This is a genomic window from Bacteroides sp. AR20, assembly GCF_964250605.1.
Taxonomy (GTDB): domain Bacteria; phylum Bacteroidota; class Bacteroidia; order Bacteroidales; family Bacteroidaceae; genus Bacteroides; species Bacteroides uniformis.
This window is the reverse complement of sequence record NZ_CAXUGK010000002.1, coordinates 135,846-153,748: the sequence shown is the minus strand read 5'-3', so window position 1 is coordinate 153,748 and position 17,903 is coordinate 135,846. Positions and strand designations below refer to the sequence as shown.

At 40.8% G+C, this 17,903-nt stretch carries 11 protein-coding genes; all 11 read left to right on the top strand.

The features are described 5' to 3' along the window. Positions 1-13 precede the first annotated feature (13 nt). Positions 14-1,159, top strand: a complete 1,146-nt coding sequence (locus ACESTD_RS01855) for a DUF4185 domain-containing protein (RefSeq protein WP_022400933.1) — start codon at positions 14-16, stop codon at positions 1,157-1,159. 23 nt (positions 1,160-1,182) lie between these two features. Next, positions 1,183-2,355 (top strand): glycoside hydrolase family 76 protein, encoded by a 1,173-nt coding sequence (locus ACESTD_RS01850; protein WP_057097374.1) that lies wholly within the window; start codon positions 1,183-1,185, stop codon positions 2,353-2,355. A gap of 33 nt (positions 2,356-2,388) precedes the next feature. Then, positions 2,389-6,000 (top strand): glycoside hydrolase family 38 C-terminal domain-containing protein, encoded by a 3,612-nt coding sequence (locus tag ACESTD_RS01845; protein ID WP_373158619.1) that lies wholly within the window; start codon positions 2,389-2,391, stop codon positions 5,998-6,000. 60 nt (positions 6,001-6,060) lie between these two features. Then, on the top strand, positions 6,061-8,049 hold the full coding sequence (locus tag ACESTD_RS01840; RefSeq protein ID WP_022400930.1) for a hypothetical protein: 1,989 nt from the start codon (positions 6,061-6,063) through the stop codon (positions 8,047-8,049). Between the two features lie 247 nt (positions 8,050-8,296). Then, entirely contained in the window at positions 8,297-8,935 is a 639-nt protein-coding gene (locus tag ACESTD_RS01835; protein ID WP_022400929.1) for a hypothetical protein, read from the top strand. Between the two features lie 536 nt (positions 8,936-9,471). After that, positions 9,472-9,759, top strand: coding sequence for a DUF1573 domain-containing protein (locus tag ACESTD_RS01830; protein WP_373158621.1), 288 nt, complete (start codon positions 9,472-9,474; stop codon positions 9,757-9,759). A gap of 108 nt (positions 9,760-9,867) precedes the next feature. Further along, positions 9,868-10,548 (top strand): bacteriocin fulvocin C-related protein, encoded by a 681-nt coding sequence (locus ACESTD_RS01825; protein WP_022400926.1) that lies wholly within the window; start codon positions 9,868-9,870, stop codon positions 10,546-10,548. 11 nt (positions 10,549-10,559) lie between these two features. Then, positions 10,560-11,438: a TlpA disulfide reductase family protein gene (locus ACESTD_RS01820; RefSeq protein WP_022400925.1), complete on the top strand. Its 879-nt coding sequence runs from the start codon at positions 10,560-10,562 to the stop codon at positions 11,436-11,438. 240 nt (positions 11,439-11,678) lie between these two features. After that, positions 11,679-13,157, top strand: coding sequence for an O-antigen ligase family protein (locus ACESTD_RS01815; protein ID WP_373169923.1), 1,479 nt, complete (start codon positions 11,679-11,681; stop codon positions 13,155-13,157). 301 nt (positions 13,158-13,458) lie between these two features. Further along, positions 13,459-15,540, top strand: a complete 2,082-nt coding sequence (locus tag ACESTD_RS01810; RefSeq protein WP_022400922.1) for a DUF2961 domain-containing protein — start codon at positions 13,459-13,461, stop codon at positions 15,538-15,540. A 136-nt stretch (positions 15,541-15,676) separates the two neighbouring features. Continuing rightward, positions 15,677-17,902, top strand: coding sequence for a sensor histidine kinase (locus ACESTD_RS01805; protein WP_373158623.1), 2,226 nt, complete (start codon positions 15,677-15,679; stop codon positions 17,900-17,902). Position 17,903: the final 1 nt, after the last annotated feature.

Sequence of the window (17,903 nt, the reverse complement as noted above, 5' to 3'; positions counted from 1 at the left end):
TGTGTACTTGTATATGGAATTGATAAGAATGAGAACTAAACAAATTTTACTGTTCGGGCTTGTTACCTGTAGTTTGACGGGCAATATGGCTTGTAAGGATGCTGATAGTGAAAAAACGCTGTGTATTGATAATGTACGTATGATATCCCGTGTCACGGGTGATCCTTTGCCGGGAGATACATTGCTGAATCCCAATAATACCGGACCTGACTTTGATGTATATGGAACGGATTTGGGGTTAATGTGGCATATGGATGGAAACCGTGTGGGCATGTTTTTCGGAGATACCAGTGGAGAAGGTTTTGTCGTGAATAAAAATGGTGGCAATGGTTCCAACTGGCGTTCCAACGTACTGGCTTTTTCATCGGATACAGAGCTTACAGACGGTCTTAAAATAGATTCAATGCTGCTTGATGCCGATGGTAAGGCGCTTGAGGTATGTGCGGGCGGTAAGACGAATCCGGAGGTATACCAGACTTCCATCCCTACGAGTGCTATTCGGGCCGGTAAAACGGATTGTGTCCATATTATGAACATCTATGATTGGGGAGCGCCTCATGGACGCTGGCTTACCAATTTTTCTTCTGTCTATACTTCCAATGATGACGGTCGGACATGGGAGCGGCGTGAAGAGGTGACTTTTTCTCCCGACAGTCATTTTTCGCAAGTGGCTTATGCCAAATGTGACGGATGGATTTATATGCTCGGCACACAGGCCGGACGTGGTGATGCTGCGTATCTGGCGCGTTTCCTTGAGAAAGATCTTCTGGATATGAAGGCCTATGAATACTGGAACGGTGAAAGTAAAGAGTGGATACGTGGAAATGAGGCTGCCGCTACTCCGGTATTGAGAGGTCCCGTAGGAGAAGCGTCGCTGATATGGCACAAGAAGTTTGAGCGTTGGATTCTGACTTATAATTATGATCCGAATCATGACGAGACTCCTTTGACCAAAAGGCATGCCATTCTTTATTGTACATCGAAGGATCTCGTCCAGTGGAGCGAGCCGAAAGTATTGGCGGAAGCGGACAGATATCCAGCTTTGTATTGCGCTTACATACATCCGTTGAAAGACAATGATGACCAGCTTTGGTTCATCATGTCCATGTGGGGGCCATACAATGCTTTCCTGATGTGTGCCGATATGAAGCTGGAATAATAATCACTTGACTTGAATTGGATATGAAGCTTAGGAATTTATTTTTATTAATAGCTCTCTCGTTACCGGTTTGCTTGTCTGCACAGACAAGCAAACAAATCTATCTGCAACGAGCCGATTCTTTGCTTCAGCAGATACTTACTCTCTATAAAGTGGAGAAGTATGGCCTGCTGACGGAAACTTATCCAAGAAACCCGGAGCAGAGAATTACATATACGGCCAATACCGGCGCTGTTGTTAACCAGCAGGAGGTCTCTTTCTTGTGGCCTTATTCAGCCTTGGTATCCGGTTGTGTTTCTTTGTATAAGGTTTCCGGGCAAAAGAAGTACAGAAAACTGATGGACCGGCAGATAAAGCCGGGACTGGACCTTTATTGGGACTCTACCCGGATTCCCCATTGTTACCAGTCGTATCCGGCTTTTGCAGGTCATAATGATCGTTATTACGATGACAATGACTGGGTGGCCATTGATTTCTGTGATTACTATGAACGGACTGGTGACAAGGAGTATCTGGAAAAAGCCATCCAGCTGCATGACTATATTTATTCCGGATGGTCCGAAGAGTTGGGGGGAGGAATCTATTGGTGCGAACAGAAGAAAGAATCAAAAAACACTTGTTCGAATGCTCCGGCTACTGTTCTCTGTATGAGGCTGTTTAAGTTGACTAAGGATGCAAAATACCTTGAGCAAGCTAAGAAGACCTATCAATGGACCCGTGACAATCTTTGTGACCCTTCTGACTTTGTATATTGGGACAACAAGAATTTGCAGGGAAAAGTGGATCCGGCCAAATATACTTATAACAGCGGGCAGATGATTCAGGCCGGTGTACTTCTCTATCAGGTAACTGGAGAGAAGCGTTACCTGAAGGAAGCGCAGCAGACAGCCGAGGGTGCCTGCCGTTTCTTTCTGAAGGTACAGCCTATCGCAACAGGAGAGATGAAATTCTTTCCGGCAACTCCTTGGTTTAATGTAATCTTGTTCAGAGGTTTGAAGGCGCTATATCTGGTTGATAGGAATGAGGCGTACATAAAGACCATGATTGCGAATGCGGATTATGCTTGGAACTATGCGCGTGATGAGAATGGCTTGTTTAGTAATGATTGGTCGGGAAACAGAAAAGAGCAGTTCAAGAGTCTACTGGAGAATGCCTGTATGATTGAGCTTTTCGCCGAGATCAGCGAACTGCAATAAATAAAACCTTTAAACACAATAAATAAACAGAAAATGAAAAAACAGATTGCAGTATTGGTATCTGCCTTGCTATTGGGTGGCGGTGCCTATGCTCAAAATAGTGTGCAGGCGCAAAAGCCGAAAGCCTACATGGTGTCTGATGCACATTTGGACACACAGTGGAACTGGGATATCCAGACCACAATCAAGGATTATGTGTGGAATACGATCAGCCAGAATCTGTTTCTGCTGAAGCAGTATCCGGAATATATTTTTAATTTTGAAGGAGGTGTGAAATATGCTTGGATGAAGGAATATTATCCGGCGCAATACGAAGAGATGAAGAAATTCATAGAGAGCGGCCGTTGGCATATCAGCGGAGCCAGCTGGGATGCCACTGATACACTGGTTCCTTCCATAGAGTCTGCGATTCGTAACATCATGCTTGGTCAGAATTATTATCGGAAGGAATTTGGTGTGGAAAGCACTGACATCTTTTTGCCGGATTGTTTCGGTTTTGGCTGGACACTTCCTGCCATTGCGTCCCATTGCGGACTGATCGGCTTCTCCTCCCAGAAGTTGCAGTGGCGCAACAAACCGTTCTACGGCAACGACAAATATCCTTTCACTGTCGGCTTATGGCAAGGTATAGACGGCTCTACCATCATGATGACTCATGGATATGATTATAACCAACGTTTTGAGGACGGGGACCTGTCGGAAAACAAGGACTTGTTGGAATTGACCGGCCACTCTCCGCTTCACATGGTCTACCGCTATTACGGTACGGGAGACATAGGTGGTTCACCTACATTGGAGTCTGTACGTGCCGTAGAGAAAGGCCTGCAAGGCAATGGTCCGTTGCAGATTGTCAGTGCCACGAGTGACCGGATATATAAAGACTTCCAGCCTTACGCAAGCCATCCGGAACTGCCCAAGTTCAACGGTGAACTGTTGATGGATATTCACGGTACCGGATGTTATACTTCCCAGGCTGCCATGAAGCTGTACAACCGTCAGAATGAGCTTTTGGGGGATGCAGCGGAACGCTCCTCCGTTGTAGCCGAATGGCTGAACCAAGCTTCCTATCCCGGAGCTGCATTGACTGAGAACTGGCAGCGTTTCATTTTCCATCAGTTCCATGATGACCTTACGGGAACAAGTATACCGCGGGCTTATGAATTCTCATGGAATGACGAGTTGATTTCCCTCAAGCAGTTCTCCGGTATTCTTACTTCCTCCATTGACGCTGTGGCAAGAAAGATGGATACCAGGGTGAAAGGGATACCGGTGGTGCTTTACAATGCGCTTGGATTCCAGGTTGCCGATATGGCAGAGGTGGAACTTGCCTTGCCAAAGAAACCGAAAGGGATTACCGTATATGATATGAATGGCCGGAAAGTGGCCGCCCAATTGCTGTCCTATGCTGACGGTAAAGCCAGACTCTTGATAGAGGCTATTGTGCCCGCTACCGGTTATGCGGTATATGATGTCCGTACTTCTGGTCCGTCGGCTGACACCCGGGTATCTGTGGATTCCAATGCATTGGAGAATTCCATTTATAAGATAACGCTGGATACAAAGGGTGATATCGTTTCGTTGTTTGACAAGAAGAACGGCAAGGAGCTGGTGAAACCCGGTAAATCCATTCGTCTGGCACTCTTCACGCAGAACAAGTCCTACATGTGGCCTGCTTGGGAGATCTTGAAGGAGACTATAGACCGGGAACCGGTTTCCATCACAGAGGATGTGAAGATGACACTGGTGGAGGATGGTGAGCTGCGCAAGTCACTCTGCATCGAGAAACGTTATGGAGAGTCACTCTTCAAGCAGTACATCCGTTTGTATGAGGGTAGCCGTGCCGACCGCATAGACTTTTACAATGAGGTGGACTGGCAGTTGTCCAATGCTTTATTGAAGGCCGAATTTCCTTTGAACATGGCAAATACGGAAGCCACCTACGATTTGGGACTTGGAAGTGTGAGGCGGGGCAACAATACGGAGACTGCCTACGAAGTCTATGCACAGTATTGGGCCGATTTGACTGACCGTAGTGGAAACTATGGCATATCTGTCTTGAATGACAGCAAATACGGCTGGGACAAGCCGGACGACAACACCCTCCGCCTGACCCTGCTGCATACCCCCGAAACAGACAAGGATTATGCTTACCAGAACCGCCAGGACTTCGGGCATCATTGCTTTACATACAGTCTGGTGGGTCATGCCGGTGGACTTGACAAGGCTGTCACCATAGAGAAGGCGGAGATATTGAACCAGAAGCTGAAAGCTTTCCGTACCGATAAACATAGGGGTACATTGGGTAAGGAGTTCTCTTTCGTCTCTTCCAATAACCGCAATGTCATTATCAAGGCATTGAAGAAAGCCGAGAACTCGGATGAGTATGTAGTGCGTGTCTATGAGATAGGCGGTGAGAAGGTGCAGGATGCGGTACTTTCTTTTGCAGGCGAAATTGCCAGTGCCTACGAAGCGGATGGCACTGAAAAGAGTATCGGTTCGGCCGAATTCAGTGGAAACGGGCTGTCTGTAAGTATAAAGCCTTATTCTATAAAGACATTCAAGGTACGTTTGAAGTCATCGGGCGAGGACGCTTATCAATTGCAGTATGCCTCTTTACCGTTGTCCTATAACTGTAAATGTTCCTCATTCAACGAGTTCCGCGGTGAAGCTGATTTTGAGTCGGGTTATTCGTTTGCGGCAGAACTGTTGCCCGAATCCCTGACTGTAAACGGGATTCCTTTCCAGCTCGGCGAGAAAGATGCCGCCAACGGAATGACGTGCAATGGTGATACTATTGTTCTACCGGAAGGTAAAAAGTATAATAAACTGTATTTTCTGGCTGCCGCTACGGACGGGGACTATGCCGCCACTTTCCGGTGCGGAGGGAACAAGAGTGAGGTCATTGTACCTTCCTATACCGGATTTGTCGGACAGTGGGGACATTCGGGACATACCAAAGGTTATCTGAAGGATGCCGAAGTGGCTTATGTGGGAACTCACCGCCACTCTCCTACAGCCGATGAGGCCTATGAGTTTACCTATATGTTCAAGTTCGGTGTTGATATTCCGGCAGGTGCTGCCAGCCTTATACTTCCGAAGAATGAAAAGGTTGTTCTTTTTGCTGCCACATTGGTGGAGGAAACTCTGAAACCCGTCCAGGTTGCCACTAGCTTGTTCCATACAGCCATCCGTGACAATGAGATGGAGTTGAACAGTGTGGAGGTGGAAAAAGAAAATCTGTTGAAGGGCGCGAAGATTATCGCCTATTCCGGCTATTTTAATGATAATGAGAAGCCCGAACGCATCGTTGACGGGGATGTCGATACCAAATGGTGTGAAGTGGGAAGTGCGTTGAACTATGTGGATTTTGATTTGGGTGAGGCGAAAACTGTGAGCGGTTGGAAACTGGTGAATGCAGGCCGTGAGGACAAAGGGTACATTACTTCCGCTTGCTTCCTGCAAGGCAGAAACAGCCAGACTGAAGAATGGAAGACACTTGACAATATAGATGGAAACCGGCAGAATGTCGTATCACGTATGATTGACACTCCGGCGCAGGTACGCTATGTACGCTTGATGATAACCCGTCCTATGCAGCATGCAGGAGGAAGGGTGTTACGCATCAATGAGGTGGAGCTTTATTGATTATATGCTGTAGGAGGTATTATAGCTTCCTACAGTAATTTTATTGACATATAGATATTTATGAGTTATTCAAGTAGATGTTGTTTCCTATTCATTGTGCTGGTTCCCGTTCTGTTATTATCATGTACTGATAAAAAGACAGAGGAAGCTATACAGTTGGAAAAAGCTTTAATATTTGCCGGTGATAATCGTGTAGAACTGGAAAAAGTTTTATATCATTATAACCAATGTGTTGCAGATAGTTTGAAGTATAAGGCAGCTCATTTTCTTATAAGAAATATGCCGGATTATTATTCGTATTATTCTCCGGAAAATGATTCCATAAAGGATTTGTACCAAGCTGTTGCTCAAAAGAAAATGAGTGAAGATGTAGCTATTGAAGTAGCTCAAAAAAAGTTTGTTCCATTTTTGGAGCGAAATCAAAAGGTTATATACGACTCGCACGTAATCACAGCTTCTTATCTGATCCGGAATATTGATCATGCTTTTGGTATGTGGGAAAAACAACCATGGGGGAAATATATTAAATTTGAAGATTTCTGTGAATATATACTGCCTTACCGTGTGGCTTTTGAACCACTTTCAGAGTGGAGAGAGACTTATGCCGAGGCGGCAGAGCAGATATTGGATTCTTTGTTTATCGGAAGTGACGTATTACAAGCGTACAAGCTGATAAACGAAAATATTATAATGAAACCTGACTGGTTTTTTACCATACGTACATCAAGTGTGGGATTGTTTGATATGAGTGCTGAATATATGTGGAACAACCGTATTGGGAACTGCTGGAACAGAACTTATTTTACTACTTATCTTCTTCGTTCTATAGGTATTCCTTGTGGCGTTGACTATCTGAAGCAAGCACCTAAAAGTGCAACCAACCATTGTTGGAGTTTTATCGTAGATACCACGGGGTTGACATGTGATTTTGAAGGAGGAGATCATAGAATGCCTATTAGAGACCGTTTTGTTACATTTTATGAGCTGAAAGGAAAGATTTATCGGAAAATGTTTGCTTCCCAAAAGCTCCAGTTGGAAGAGGTTAATCAAGAAAAGGGTATTCCGTTTTCTCTTTCTGATAAACATGAAAAGGATGTATCAGGTGAATATTTCCCCAATGAAAGGATTGCAGTTCGATGCGAAAATATACCCAAAAGGACCAATATTGCTTATTTGTGTCTATTTAATAATAGTGAGTGGATTCCGGTAGATTGGGCAGAAATAAAGGATGACACTGCAAGATTTGAACATATGGACTGGAGGAACATAGTCTATTTAGTTGGGTATTATAAGGAGGGTAGAATTATACCCGCTGCTCCTCCTATCCTTACGACTGAAATGGCTAAACATACTATATCAGCACGTCCAAATATGCAAAAGAAAAACAAGATGAGGCTTGAACGTAAATATACAGAAGCTCCCATTATTATTTTTCTTAGGGATTTGTTGCTTGATGGGCGGTTTCAAGGTTCTAACTCGCCTGATTTCAAAAACACGATTGATATGCATGTCATTACCCAAAGGCCTCCAGGCTCTTATCTTACAGTGAAGCTTGATACTGTGTATAAATTTCGGTATGTCCGTTTTTTGGCGAGAGATGGCATTCGGTCAGATATAAGCGAAGTGGAATTTTATTCTCCTTCTGATTCAGTAAATCCGTTGAAAGGTATTCCTATGGGAAATCCGCCGGTCGATGGTGATAATAGCCATCGGATGGAAATGGCATTTGATGGTGATCCATTAACATGCTATGCGTCCGCAAATCTAAACAATGCGTGGGTTGGCCTTGATTTTGGGAAAAAAACAGAAATAAATAAAATTCGTTTTGCTCCTCGTGGAGATGACAATTCAGTCCGTGAAGGTGATGAATATGAACTGAAATATTTATCAATGGACGGATGGGTTTCTTTGGGAAGACAAACTGCGCGAACATATTTTTTAGAGTTTTCTGGTGGGCCGGATAAAGCCTTGTATCTCTTGAGTAATTTGACACGAGGAAGAGAAGAAAGACCTTTTACATATGAAAATGACACCCAGGTATGGTGGTGATATTAGTTGTATGCAAATATTGAAATGTTTTGATGCTATTGCTGCAATATTAAAGAAAGGAGGTAGATAAAAATGTTTTAAGAAAGTAAGAATTTGAAGTTTTAATAGGAGTGTATTTATATAATAGAATTTCTTTAAGAATAGGGGATGGTTTTCAATGCCCTAAGACGTTATTTGATATGTTGTTTTAATAATGTATCTTGTTGTTTAACCAAATTTCAATATAATAATGGTAAAAATTAAATCAATGATAAGAAAATCAGTAAATTGTTTAGTGACATTAAGTCTTATGTTTTTTGTATTTCTTTTTGTTTACGCTTGTAGTTCTGATGCAGATTATTCTGCAAAAATAGAAGATATTGATAGAAATCTATTAATAAAGTCTGTTGCAGAATCGGATGTGTTTTTAGATTTTATATTAGAACATAAATTGGTAATGGAACAGTTTATGGTATATACAAGAAGATTGTCAGATACAGAATTAAGTGAATTTAAGTATAATGTAAATGATGACGAGTACATACAAAAGATTGTAGAGGTAACAAACCTATCAAGTTTACTACAGAGTTTGGAAATAAAGAAAAACTGTTTATTAGCGGATGCTGGATATGGTAAATTGAATCAAGAAGAGAGAAAAATACTTTTTATGAATTATTTCGAAAAGCCAATGTATACAGCAGTGAAAACCAGAGGTGAAATTTTGAATCTAAAATGTTATGAGCAATATACTGCTGAATGTAATCGTGCAGAACGCCAATGTTCTATAGCAGTTTTGGCATGTGCATGTGTTGGTTCTTGTGCATGTGTTCTAGCTGCTTATCTTAAACTAAATGATGATTTGGCAAATGCTAAACGTGATTTTGAAAATTGTCAAAATGGTAAATGAATAATTTATGAGGAAATACCGTAAATTATACATAATCATTGTTGTTGCATATGCAGCCTTATTGGTAGTAAGCCGAATTTATTCTGTAAGTTCATTTTTAGTAGATATTGTATATCTTTTTAGTTGGATTGTCCTATTATTCCTTGAGATTAGGAAACAATATCATGTTAAAAAAAATGATAAAAAGGAAGAAATAGACTATTTTCCTATAATTCTAATTTTCCTGATGATGGTTATTTGCATTATAAACATGTGTAATTATCAATCAGGTTAGAATATAGTGAAATGCATTTGTATATTAATGTAGATTGAGACTATTAGATTGTCAATCAAGAATAAAATGATGTTTCATACTATGTAGTTACATCATTTTATCATATTCTCAATAAATTATTAGGCCCATTCAAGAAAGTGTATTTTCTTATTTGTAATAACAGAAGGATGACTATTTTTTTATGGAGTGATTGATAATGTTGAATATTTATAGTTTCATTTTTGTGACTAAGTTTGGTGATAATTACTGTTAATTTAATTATATGAGAAAAATAATTTTGTTGTTACTGTTGCAGTGTAGTTTAGCTGCAGTGGGACAAGAGAAACCTAAGATTTTTTTTTCAAATAAAACGATCGATCTGGGAATTATACCATCAGAAAAGACGCCTTGTGTCAGTGTTAATTTTATCTTTTCCAATAAGGGAAAGACTCCTTTAGTGATTTATGATGTAAAAGCGTCTTGTGGTTGTACGGTTCCAACATGGCCTAAAGCCCCTATAAAACCTGATGGTAAGAGTTTGATAAAAGTGGATTTTGAAACAAAGAAATAAAAGGGCGTATTTACAAAAACTATTTTTGTAGAATCCAATGCAAACGAAGATGTGATATTACTTAAATTAAAAGGAAAAGTTGAATAAAAATTTAAAGTAGAATTTATTATGAAAAAATTATTTTTTATTGTTGGACTATTAAGTCTCTTGACATTTTTCTCTTGCCAGAATGAAGAGAATGTGTACTATAGTTGTGATGAAGCAGAGGATGCTTGGGTAAAGGAAAACTTATCTTCTATTCGGAAGATGGAAACGACAGAGTGGTTTTCGATTAGTGAAAAATTGAAACTCCCAGTTTATAGAGCATTTTCATTGGAACAAAAACAATCAGTTTGGATGGAAAAGTTAGAAGATGTGATGATGAATAACGAATGGAAAACTGAAGAGATAGAGCATTTACAACAACTTTATGATGCTTTAAGTATGCATTCGGAATGGCTCATTCCAAATACTGAAAAAGCAGAAGAAGACTTTGATGCATTTAAAATATTTACGTATAAATGGCTTGCATTTGCTCAAAAAGAATTGGGATGGTCTAATGATTTGCTTTCTGCTATTGTTGGGACTGCAAATAGAATTAAAATTATGAATGGAATAGCGTTGATAGAATTCAGTAATGGGCTAAATGGAGTAAAAAATAGATCCGAATTTACTTGTAATTGTAATAGTTCAAATGTAATATGGACAACGTGTTCAACATCAAATTGTATTACTCGTTCTTGTAGTACAACAAATGGGGGATGTGGATTTTTGGGAAGTGATGGATGTGATGGTTTATGTAGCAAATAGTAGAAAGAACAATGCGAACAAAAATATTCATTTTTATTTGTGGAATATCTTTGGTGCTGTTATTTGGCGTTGCTTTCTGTCGTTCAGGTTATATCAACTTATTAAATTTAGTCGGCTTTCCCTTAAGTTCATTAGTCGGTTTCTTACTATATGGCTTTCTGACGGTTATTTGTTTATATAAGTTTAGGGTAAAATTGCCACCTAAATACATTCTTCTTGCTATATGGATGGGAGTAGGATTGTTAGAAACTATTTATCGTTGTTATAGCTTTAAGAGTAGTATTATTTCTATTCCTAGTTCTTTGTTATGGTGGCTGGGGATTTTATGTGGCTATTTATATTGGAAGGTATCTCGAAGTTGGCTAAAAGTAATTGTTGTTTTGCTGCCTTTCCTCTTTACCTTATGGATGAGTTACTATGGGTATTCTATGTGGATTCATAAACTGAATTTTGGGAGTTTCACTGGGAAAATAGAAAAAGTAGTAACTTCTGATTACTCTTTATTTGATGAGATGCATAAAGAGATTAAACTGTCGCAACTAAAAGGGAAATATGTGGTATTGGACTTTTGGCATAAATACTGTGGAGTTTGCTATTCAAAAATGCCTATGGTAGAAAATTTATATAAACGCTATAGGGAAAAGAATGATATTCTTGTCGCTGGAGTATTTGCTTATAAACAAGGGGAAGAACATCAAGAAGGTACTTCTATTTTGAGAAATGAAGGCTATACTTATTCTACTTTCTCGACAAGCTTTGACAGTAGTGTACTCAAAGGATTTGGAATAAAATGTTTTCCTGCAGTGGTCGTATTAAATCCTGATGGGAATATGATTTATTTCGGTGACATTGAAGGAGCCGCAAAGTTGGTTGATTTCATATTCAAGTAAATCCTTATTGGGACTAGTTGGGGGTATTAGTATCCTTTATCTGGTCCTATTTTTTCTTGCGAAACTTAAGAAATTTTATTTCTGAGTGCTAATTTTGAGTCTGTAGTTTTACTACTATTGTAAAATATTTGAGGAGGTATTAAGTTGAGTGTATTTTTTATGATAAAGAAACTGAGTAAGATTGAGTATATACTGTTTTCTTTATTATGCATCGTAAGTGTTTTTGCTTTTTCCAATAGTATGACTGATACTTACATTGTGCCAAAATGGTGTTATACTATTTTGGTTTTTGTGTTGTACTTGATTGTTATTTCAATCAAGAGTTTGTATAATAAGATTTTAAACTTTAATGTTTTGACGATGTCATATATTATAGTTGTTGTATGTACTTTTCAAGCTTTATATGGGATATCTCAATGGTTACAGTTGGTTCGTTTTGATAATAAATATGGGATAACTGGTAGCTTTGATAATCCAGCAGGTTTTGCAGTTAGTCTGTGTATTGGCTTGCCTTTTATATTATTGTGTATAAAATCAATCTCTTCAAGGTTTTGGATATTTGTAATGCAGTTGTTGGCTTTACTATTTATTTTTGCAATAGTTATATCTGAATCTAGGTCGGGCATGATAGGGGGGATGGCTATTATTTGTGTAGAATTATACAAACGTCTTCCAATAAGGATAAATTTCAAAGTCATTATAACTTGCTGTCTATTTATCTCATTATTATTTGGCAGTTATTTTTTGAAAAAAGATTCTGCCGATGGACGATTGCTGATTTGGAACTGTTCTTGGAGAATGATAATAGATTCTCCTATGTATGGACATGGATTTGATGCTTTTAGGGCTCATTATATGGACTATCAGGCAAACTATTTGAGTCAATACCCTAATAATGAATATGCGATGCTTGCTGACAATGTAATATCTCCATTTAATGAATATTTGAATGTGGCATTAAGTTGTGGTTTTTTGGGTGTACTGATATTGGTCTTTGGCGTCTTATTTCTTATCGTTTGTTATTATAAAGACTATAAGTATGAAAAAAGGGTAGCACTACTTTCTCTTTTGGGAATAGCTGTATTTTCCATGTTCTCTTATCCATTAAAATATCCGTTTGTTTGGATTGTAATGTATTTTGATGTTTATGTGATATTACGTGGTAGCTTTATATGGGTAATCCCTTCTTTGGTCAAGAGGATATTATGTGTGGTTGCTATTATTGCAGGGATGGTGGTTTTTTATAAACTATGTATGCGGATAGATGCTGAATACAAATGGAATGCTATAGCTTATTTCCCGACCAATGAGAATGTGAGAGATTATAAAGATTTAATGCCGATTTTGGGTGATGATCCATATTTTTTATACAATTATGCAGTTGCTCTTTATGGCAAGGGTTGTTTGGAAGAGAGTTTGAATGTTGCTCTACAATGTAGAACTTATTGGGCTGACTATGATTTGGAACTATTGTTAGGCGATATTTATTTAGATAAAAATGAACATATCGAGGCTGAGAGTCACTATAGAAAAGCTTCATTTATGTGTCCTTCCAGGTTTACTCCATTATATAAAATCTATTCTTTGTATAGAAGAATAGGAGATGGAAAGGAAGCAACAGCAATGGCACAATTAATTCTTGAGAAACCTATTAAAATTCAATCTAATACCATTGATTTCATAAAAGCACAAGTTAGGCGGGATTTGGAATTGAAGTAAGGATATTGTTAGATAACTAAAATTTAATACCTCGTAAATATCTATGAATAAGTAGGTTTGGGAGGTTCAGAACTTCGTTAACAAATGGAATCTTCATTGTAGCTGTTTTTAGCAGTTCCCTATGATATATTAATAGTGTTTTTATGTAAATGTTAATGGTGTTAACAATCAATTTCTTAGGGAAATACATATCACTTATAATCTATTATAAATAAGGTGGGAGACTTTAGTTAGACAGAATTAAGAATAGCAAGAAGTTTAATGGCATTTGTTTTTGATTAATTTAAATAAGAGTTTTATTATGAAGAGATTAATTTTTGTAATTCAATTGATGATTGTCTGTAATGGTTTGGCTATGGCCGACCCGGTTATTTCTCTTAAGACATTGTTGCATGAGATGACAGACCGCTCCGCGCTGGCGCGTTGGCCCGAAAATACCTATACGTGTAAGCAGTTCAGCAGCTACGACCGTAGTTCGCATAACATGACGGATAAGCGTGCCTGGTTTGGTAATTTCGACCAAGGACAGTTTATCCGCCAGGAAGAGAACGGAGGGAGGACGGAATATGTGATGATGGATGCCGAAGGCCCCGGTGCCATAGTTCGTTTCTGGATGACTTTCTCCGGCATAAATCGGGGACAAGGGACTCTGCGTATCTACATAGACAATGAGGAAAAACCGGTAATTGAAGGCAATGTACGTGATATATTGAGCGGACAAGTCCTTTGTGGAGAACCTCTTTCAACTTCAGTACCCGATGAGGCTCCGATGGAAGAAAGAGGGCATAATTTATATTTGCCAATACCTTATGCCAAGCGGTGCAAGGTGACTATCGAATCGCCGGACTTGAAGATTACTCCGGAGGGGAAAATTGAGAGTAAGACCATTGTATACTATGCTATCAATTACCGCACTTATACTTCTCCGGTCAAGGTGATTTCTTTCTCGGCCAAAGAGTTGAAGAAGAATGCCCGGCTGATAGCTGCTGTCAATAAGAAGCTGTCGGAAGGAACACCTGGTATTGATACTCCGCTTGCGGGAAGAGAAAGTACGCTCAATCTGGCGGCTTCTCTGGCTCCGGGTGAAAGCCGTAGTTTTACGATTGACGGCTCTCGTGCCATTCGTCGTCTTTCGATGCGGATTGATGCCGATGACCGTCGCCAAGCACTTCGCTCTACGGTCTTGTCCATTGCCTTTGATGGGGAACTAACTGTCTGGGCTCCGGTCGGTGAGTTTTTCGGGGTAGGCTATTATCCCGTTGCAACTGGTACGTGGTATACGCGGGCCGTGCAGGATGATGTGATGAGTGCATGGTGGGTGATGCCTTTCGAGCGGAACTGTACGATTACCTTGACCAATTATGGGGAACAGCCGGTGGAGATATCCAAGGCTGCTGCAGTTAGTGGAAAGTGGCAGTGGGATGAGCGCTCCATGCACTTTGGTACCACATGGCAGCAGTTTACGCATATCCATGCCCGGGGCGATGAGTTTGCCCAGGACCTTACGTTTGCCGATCTTAAAGGTAGGGGCGTGTATGTGGGAGATGCGGTTACTGTCTATAACCCCAACTTGGGTTGGTGGGGAGAAGGAGATGAAAAGGTGTATGTGGACGGTGAAACCTTTCCGTCACACTTTGGAACGGGTACAGAAGATTATTATGGCTATGCCTGGGGGCGCTATGAACCGTGGATAAACCATCCTTTTGTTGCCCAACCCATAGGAGATGGTTGTTATGCTCACATAGGTTTGGCGCAGAATACCCGTGTTCGTAGTTTGGATGCGATTCCGTTTACCCGGAGCCTGCGCTTTGACATGGAGTTATTCGATTGGTCGAATATACACCTTAATTATGCTCCGATAACCTTCTGGTATATGCTTCCCGGAGGCGAAATACAGCCAAAACCCTTTGTGAGCGATGTACGCGAACGGGTTGCCAACCAACCGTCAGATATTTTCGGTTCAGGGATGAGTCTGGTTGTGGAGGGCGAAGTCATGCAGCCTCGTCCGGGGCATATGGGTTCCGTTGAATTGCAGACCAACTTCCACCCCTTGTGGAGTGAGGGTATGCAGCTCTACTGGAAAGAGTTTAAACCGGGAGATAAGCTGTCATTAGTTTTTGACAGTGAAGTGGAAGGAACTTATTATGCGAAAATACAGTTCACTGTGGCGCCTGATTATGGTACATTTGCCCTTCGTGTAAATGATAAGGTGATTACTCCGGAAGTCAGTCTGACCAATGGAGAAGTGTCTCTGCTTTTGGTGAATCTTGGGCGGGTCAATTTGAAAAAAGGAAAGAATGAGTTGCAGATTGAGTCGATTGCACTGGCTCCGGGACATGATACCGGTTTCTTTGGGATTGATAAGTTGACTCTTCGCAAATAATTCTGTAGACGTCTCTATCGCAGGGATTGTACTTGTATGGATAGCTTTGGATAAATAAAAGTCCAAGGCTATCTTTTTTGTATCAGTTCTTTTTCTATGATAAAATGCTATCTTTGTCCTCAAAATAATAGGTAAGATGAAACTTCGTTCACTCTATATCCTTTCTATTGTAGGGCTGCTACTGGTAATTGTGGTGCAGATTGGTGGTATGATGTATGCTTACGACAATACCAAGAAAGAGGCGGAACGCGCACTGAACGAATGTTTTCGTCTGGCTTTTATCGAAACGGTGGACAACGAGATTAATAATTTACCGTTTCCTGACATGACTATCCCTTTTTACTCGTATCTATCCAAAGACAGTATCAGGTCTTTCGAAGATGAGATGTTTTTAAACTATCAGCAGGCAGCTTCCTTTCTCGAAGATGTATATCATGTCGCCATTCCATTAGATGTGATGGCGAGGTTGGTAGAGAAGAAACTGAAATGGAAAAATATAGACCGGACTGTAAATATCCGTCCTGCGACGGACAGAAGCAAGCGTTCGGTATATGTACGGTTCAAGTCTGTTCTTTCGGAAAAAGCCTGGTTGAATGAGAAGAAAGGAGAGGCCATTGAAGCTGTCATGTTTTCTCCTTTTATACCGCTTGTCAAGGATATAGTCTTTTTGTTCCTTCCTACGCTTCTCTTGGTTGTTTTTCTGGTGTACAGTTGGGCCAGGCAAATGGATTCCATACTTAAACAAGGTAATGATATTGAGAAGCAGCGGTCTGCTTTTTATGTGCTGGCAGAGAAGATGAGGTTGCCGATAGGTGAGGTACGTAGTCAGATATCGGAGAGCCGGTGGGCAGATATAGAAGCCTCGGGGCAACATTTGCTGGACATGACAGAACATACGCTTACGGGAGCTAAGCAAAGCGAACGGCAGCGGCAGGTGCGCAAGCAATATTCTTTTAAAGTCTTTTCGATTGTCGGGTTGATTGCCGGCTGTCTGCTGATGGTAGTCTGGTTTGTCTATCTGTACCGTGCTTCTTTCAAAGAAACTGCCTATCAGGTAAATGATTGTTTTGAAGCAGCTTTTTATGACGAGGTCTTGAAACGCCGCCTTTCTTTGCTCTACGAACAGACTGATAGGGATGGAAAGGATGAATGGGAAGAGAGTGTTGAATCGCCTTTTGCAAAGGAGCAAAGGGAATTTCTGGAGAAAGAGCAGTCGAAGTATAAGGTGAACCGCTTTGGAGTGGTACATATGTACAATCCGGTCGATTTGAATTATCGACTACGCTCTGCTTTGATTATGCAGCGCAGCATCAATGAAAGCGGAATGGAACTTCCTCTCTCCGTGCAGTACCTCGATTCTGCTTTTGCTTCCAGGTTGGAAGCCTTGGGAATGACCTATAAGAGTGGTATCCGCCAGTACTACGCTCCCTCCGATAGTACAGTGGTGGAAGCAGGATATGCCTCGGCAAAATATCAGGATATTTCTTCCCGGTTTATACCGTTGAAGGAGGACAGCATCCTTTGTATACAAGGTGTGGTGAAGAATCCGTATCGCTACGTCATAAGTTCCGTATGGTATCTGTTTCTGCCTCTTTGGGTGATGTTTTTGGTGGTGTTGGACTGTATTCTCGGCCAGGTGAAAGTTTTGCGTACACAGCGGCATTTGGAGCAATTCCAGAAGGATTTTACTTATGCTATGATACACGGCATGAAGTCTCCTCTGAGTTCCATCCTGATGGGAGCTCATATTCTGAATAGCGGCAAATTGTCCGGTAAGCCCGGAAAAGAAGAGAAATACCGGCAGGCGATGATGGAAGAGTGTGAGCATCTGCTTACCCTTTCCAATCGTGTACTGGTACTTACCAAGCTGGATGAGGGACATTTGGAACTCCATCAGGAAGAGGTGCCTTTGCGGCCTTTACTTGATGATATGATTGCCAAAATTTCTCTGAAAACCAGCAAAAGGGTAGAATTTACGACCGTTTATCATCGTTGTGAAATGGTGTATGCCGATGCCTTCTGTTTGCGTGAAGTGTTGGGCAATCTGCTGGACAATGCCATTAAATATTCCCATGAAGAGGTAAAGATAGATATTATTTGCGAATCGGAGAAAGGCTTCTGCAAGATAAAGGTGTGTGACAACGGATTGGGTATTCCCTTAAAAGACCAGTCTCTTATCTTCAACCGTTTTGAACGTTCTGCAGCAGTCGGGCGAAGTGGAAGGGGCGGTGCTGCAGGTTTTGGTCTGGGCCTGAATTATGTACAGCAGGTGATGCTGGCACATGGCGGCAGGGTAGAAGTGGAAAGTGAAGAGGGGTGCTTCAGTGAATTTACACTCTACTTTCCTATTGAGACTGTATAAA

Coding starts and splice junctions, on each gene's coding strand:
- ACESTD_RS01855 (WP_022400933.1), top strand. CDS start 14: ATGGAATTGATAAGAATGAGAACTAAACAAATTTTACTGTTCGGGCTT.
- ACESTD_RS01850 (WP_057097374.1), top strand. CDS start 1,183: ATGAAGCTTAGGAATTTATTTTTATTAATAGCTCTCTCGTTACCGGTT.
- ACESTD_RS01845 (WP_373158619.1), top strand. CDS start 2,389: ATGAAAAAACAGATTGCAGTATTGGTATCTGCCTTGCTATTGGGTGGC.
- ACESTD_RS01840 (WP_022400930.1), top strand. CDS start 6,061: ATGAGTTATTCAAGTAGATGTTGTTTCCTATTCATTGTGCTGGTTCCC.
- ACESTD_RS01835 (WP_022400929.1), top strand. CDS start 8,297: ATGATAAGAAAATCAGTAAATTGTTTAGTGACATTAAGTCTTATGTTT.
- ACESTD_RS01830 (WP_373158621.1), top strand. CDS start 9,472: ATGAGAAAAATAATTTTGTTGTTACTGTTGCAGTGTAGTTTAGCTGCA.
- ACESTD_RS01825 (WP_022400926.1), top strand. CDS start 9,868: ATGAAAAAATTATTTTTTATTGTTGGACTATTAAGTCTCTTGACATTT.
- ACESTD_RS01820 (WP_022400925.1), top strand. CDS start 10,560: ATGCGAACAAAAATATTCATTTTTATTTGTGGAATATCTTTGGTGCTG.
- ACESTD_RS01815 (WP_373169923.1), top strand. CDS start 11,679: ATGACTGATACTTACATTGTGCCAAAATGGTGTTATACTATTTTGGTT.
- ACESTD_RS01810 (WP_022400922.1), top strand. CDS start 13,459: ATGAAGAGATTAATTTTTGTAATTCAATTGATGATTGTCTGTAATGGT.
- ACESTD_RS01805 (WP_373158623.1), top strand. CDS start 15,677: ATGAAACTTCGTTCACTCTATATCCTTTCTATTGTAGGGCTGCTACTG.